The organism is Intrasporangium sp. (genome assembly GCF_036566125.1).
In the GTDB taxonomy this organism is placed as follows: Bacteria; Actinomycetota; Actinomycetes; order Actinomycetales; family Dermatophilaceae; genus Intrasporangium.
Genome location: NZ_DATCWX010000175.1, coordinates 1 through 3,491 on the forward strand (window position 1 = coordinate 1; position 3,491 = coordinate 3,491).

Consider the following 3,491-nt stretch of genomic DNA (forward strand, 5'->3'; position numbering starts at 1 on the left):
CCGGGACCTCGCCGTCATCAGCGCGGACGGCCTGGACGCGCCGGGGCTCGAACTCGGCTCGGACCTGCCGCGCGGCACCGCTGCCGCTGTCCCGGGCTTCCCGCTCGACGGGCCCTACACCGTCGTTCCGGCCAGGGTCCGACAGGCCCTCGACGCGCGGGGACGTGACATCTACGGCGAGGATCCGGTCGTACGCGAGATCTACTCGCTCTACACGCGCGTCCAGCCGGGCAACTCCGGTGGACCGCTCCTCGACGCCAGCGGCCGGGTCGCCGGTGTCGTCTTCGCGAAGTCGCTCGATGACAACAACACCGGCTACGCCCTGACGCTCGACGAGGCGATGCCCGTCCTCGACGCCGCGAGGAGCGCCCACCGCGAGGTCGACACCGGCGCGTGCCTCCCGGGCTGACTCATGACTGCCTCATGACTGCCTCAGGGCTGGCTCAGGGCTGCCTCGGGGCTGTCTCAGTGCCGCGACCTGACCGGCGCGGCGGACGTCAGCAGCTCGACGAGCTCCCGCGATGGCGAGATCCGCAGCTCGGCGTCGAGACGCGCGCGGTAGCGCTGGAACGCCTGGACGGCCGCAGACTGGTTGCCGCCGTCGAGGTGCGCCTGGACCTCGAGGGCGACCGAGCTCTCGAGCAGCGGCTCAAGCGCGACGGCCTCCTCGGCGTAGCTGATCGCCATCCTCGTGTCGCCTCGCCGCAAGAGCAGGCTCGCGACCTTGTCGAGGGCTCGAATTCTCCTGTGGTTCAAGCGCTCGCGCTCATAGAGGACCCAGTCGTCGTACCAGCCTGGCAACAGGTCCGGGCCGGCCAGCGTCGCCAGGGCGGCGTGGAGGTCCAGGCCGTCGAGTGTCTCGAGCCGCTCGACCTGGTCGAGACGGTCGAGCAGGTGCCAGACGTCGACGAGGACCTGCGGTCCGAGCGCCACGCTGGCACGGCCGGAATCGACGATCCCGGCGTCCAGGCTGCGGAGGCGAAGGAGGGAGGTACGCAGGTTCGCGCGCGCCCGGACATCCGTGCTGTCGGGCCAGAGCGTGCCTGCGACAGCGGCTCTCGGCTGGGTGCCCCGCAGCCCGAGCAGGGCCGTCACGCGTTGCTCGCGGTTGCCGACCTGAGCGCGTCGACCCTCGAGGTCGAGACGCCAGTGGCCCAACAACCTGATCCGGCAAGCCTGTGTAGACATCGATCCCCCAGTTGATCGACAGCTGTCAAACAGTGGTCCTCACGGCCGCCGTCCCCCTGACGACGGGCTCGCTCGGCATCATCCGTCCAGTATTCACCCGGATGCGAACAGTTGTCCTGAAAAAGAGATGCGCTCTTTTCCGGTGATACCCGGCCGTATGCCGCTGGGCATGCGCCCGTTTCACGCGCGGGCTTCCGCTCTGGCCCGGTCTCAGGGCGTCATGGGGTCGCGAGGATCTCGTCCAGCCAGTCGTCGATAGCCTCGTGGATCTGCTCCCGAGAGGACAGCGTCCTGATCCGTGTCTCCTCGCCGACACTCATCGTGGCCCTGGCCAGCAGGTCGCCGGCCACGCCCTCGGTCCAGCAGCTGAGCACCATGACCGCGTCGCGCGATCGCGGCTCGTTCTCCGGTGCTACGGGGATTGACATCGAAGTCCTTCCGGTCGGCCCGACGTGGGCGATACCCGCTTTCGCGCGGCCCAGGTGCGAGCGTCCTGATGATTCTGGACCACCGCACAGGCACACGGAAAGCAAACACCTGACGAGGTCACGGTCCGGTCACGCTGCGGTCACGGAGTGTGCGCTCCACTGGCGCACATCAACTCATCTGGGGAGGAGGTGAACCACATGGAGAACCTGACCTTTGCTGAACTCGACACGGAGTTGGTGTCCCTGCTCCCGTCGAAGGAGACGCTGTTCTTCAACCACAACTGGTCGAACATCTACGCCAGCAACTCGTCGGTTGCTCTCAACGCCGTTACCGCCTGGTCGCAGGCCAACAGCGCTGCGCTGCAGTCGATCTCCGTGAGTCAGGGCTGATCCCATCGTGGCGGGGCTCCTGTGAGCATCACGGGAGCCGCGCCGGGGCCATCGTGATCTCACGAGGACTGAAGGGAGACGGCCCGAATGCACGAGGCAGCATCGATCGACCACCGAGAGCTGGATCGACAGATCGTGGCTCTCCTGCCGACACGCGACACGCTGTGCCAGTTCGCGTGCGTCAATGTCAACACGATCGTCGGGGTCAACCTGGCCTTCGCCATCAACGCGGCGTCGAGCAACGTCACCGCCAACGCAGTGGCCGGCCAGTACCTGGCGATCTGGAGCTAGGGGCGAGACGGCGGGCGCGACCCCAGAAACGCGCCCGCCGTCCGCACGCTCCCGGATGACGTGACCAGGACAGGGAAGGACGGACGAGTGACCGCAACCGCGCGACCTGCCGTGTCGACGTGGCGACTGGCCAAGGGACTGCAGCGGCTCGGGCAGGTGGAGGACTCAGGTCTCAGTGAGGCGACGTACCTGGTCCGCCGCGCCGATGGTCAGATGATCCAGATCTCCGAGCTGCTCCACCTGGTCCTGAGCAACATCGTGGACGGGCGCTCGACCGAAGGCGTCGCTGCCATGGTCAGTCGCTCCTACGGCCGGACCCTCAGCGCCGAGGGCCTCGCCTACCTCATCGACACTCGGCTCAAGCCCCTCGGTCTCGTGGTGGACGGCCCCGCTGCCCCGGGCCCACAAGCGGATTCCTCAGGGCAACCGTCTCCGCGCCGCATCGCGACCACCACGGCGTCGGCCGAGCCAGCGCCGCCCATCAGCGCACCCTCCACACCCTCCAGCTCCGCACCCCCCGCGCGGCCCAGGCGCAAGGTCGCCCTGCCGAAGGCCCGCCCGCTCCTGTCGCTGTCGCTGAAGGGCGTGATCGTCCCTGCCCGGTGGGTGCCGAGGCTCGGCCGGGCGCTGGCCCCGCTTTTCTGGACACCGGTCGTCGTCGCGGCCCTCATCGCCGTCGTCGTGCTCGACATCCGGCTCCTGACGACCGGTGACCTCGGGGCAGCCGTCGTGGAGGTCCTGACGACACCGGCGCTCATGCTTGCCCTGTACGGCGTGCTCACACTCGGTGGACTGATCCATGAGAGCGGGCACGCCGCGGCATGTGCCTACAGTGGCGGACGCCCCGGTGCCATCGGCTTCGGCGTCTACCTGATCTTCCCCGCCTTCTACACCGATGTCACGGACTCGTACCGCCTCAGCCGTGCTGGACGCCTGCGCACCGACCTCGGCGGGCTCTACTTCAACGTGCTGTGCCTCATCGTGCTGGCCAGCCTCTACCTCACGACGGGGAGCGGCGTCTTCCTCCTGGCCGCCTTCATCATGCACGTCGAGATGGTGCAGCAGCTCATCCCGGTCGTCCGGCTCGACGGGTACTACGTGCTGTCCGACCTTGCGGGTGTGCCGGACCTCTTCGGCCGGGTCGGGCCGGTGCTTCGCAGCCTCCGGCCCGGTGCCGAGCGCGACCCGCGGGTG

At 68.5% G+C, this 3,491-nt stretch carries 5 protein-coding genes and 1 pseudogene; 4 read left to right on the forward strand and 2 right to left on the reverse strand.

Annotation, left to right across the window (positions count from 1 at the left end):
- Positions 1 to 409, forward strand: a 409-nt coding sequence (locus VIR15_RS10555; protein ID WP_331927437.1) for a trypsin-like peptidase domain-containing protein, incomplete at its 5' end; no start/stop codon positions are given.
- A 56-nt stretch (positions 410 to 465) separates the two neighbouring features.
- Here the strand turns inward: VIR15_RS10555 and VIR15_RS10560 are convergent.
- Together VIR15_RS10560 and VIR15_RS10565 are read right to left on the reverse strand one after the other, a co-directional pair.
- Positions 466 to 1,188, reverse strand: a complete 723-nt coding sequence (locus VIR15_RS10560; protein ID WP_331927438.1) for an AfsR/SARP family transcriptional regulator — start codon at positions 1,186 to 1,188, stop codon at positions 466 to 468.
- A gap of 218 nt (positions 1,189 to 1,406) precedes the next feature.
- Positions 1,407 to 1,616 (reverse strand): hypothetical protein, encoded by a 210-nt coding sequence (locus VIR15_RS10565; protein ID WP_331927439.1) that lies wholly within the window; start codon positions 1,614 to 1,616, stop codon positions 1,407 to 1,409.
- A gap of 198 nt (positions 1,617 to 1,814) precedes the next feature.
- On the opposite strand from VIR15_RS10565, the gene VIR15_RS10570 reads away from it, so the two are divergent.
- The 3 genes and pseudogenes from VIR15_RS10570 to VIR15_RS10580 all read left to right on the forward strand — a co-directional run.
- A complete protein-coding gene (locus VIR15_RS10570; RefSeq protein ID WP_331927440.1) occupies positions 1,815 to 2,006 on the forward strand; it encodes a hypothetical protein in 192 nt (63 codons plus the stop codon).
- A gap of 87 nt (positions 2,007 to 2,093) precedes the next feature.
- Entirely contained in the window at positions 2,094 to 2,297 is a 204-nt protein-coding gene (locus tag VIR15_RS10575; RefSeq protein WP_331927441.1) for a hypothetical protein, read from the forward strand.
- An 87-nt stretch (positions 2,298 to 2,384) separates the two neighbouring features.
- Positions 2,385 to 3,491, forward strand: a pseudogene (locus tag VIR15_RS10580) (hypothetical protein); the annotation flags it as partial.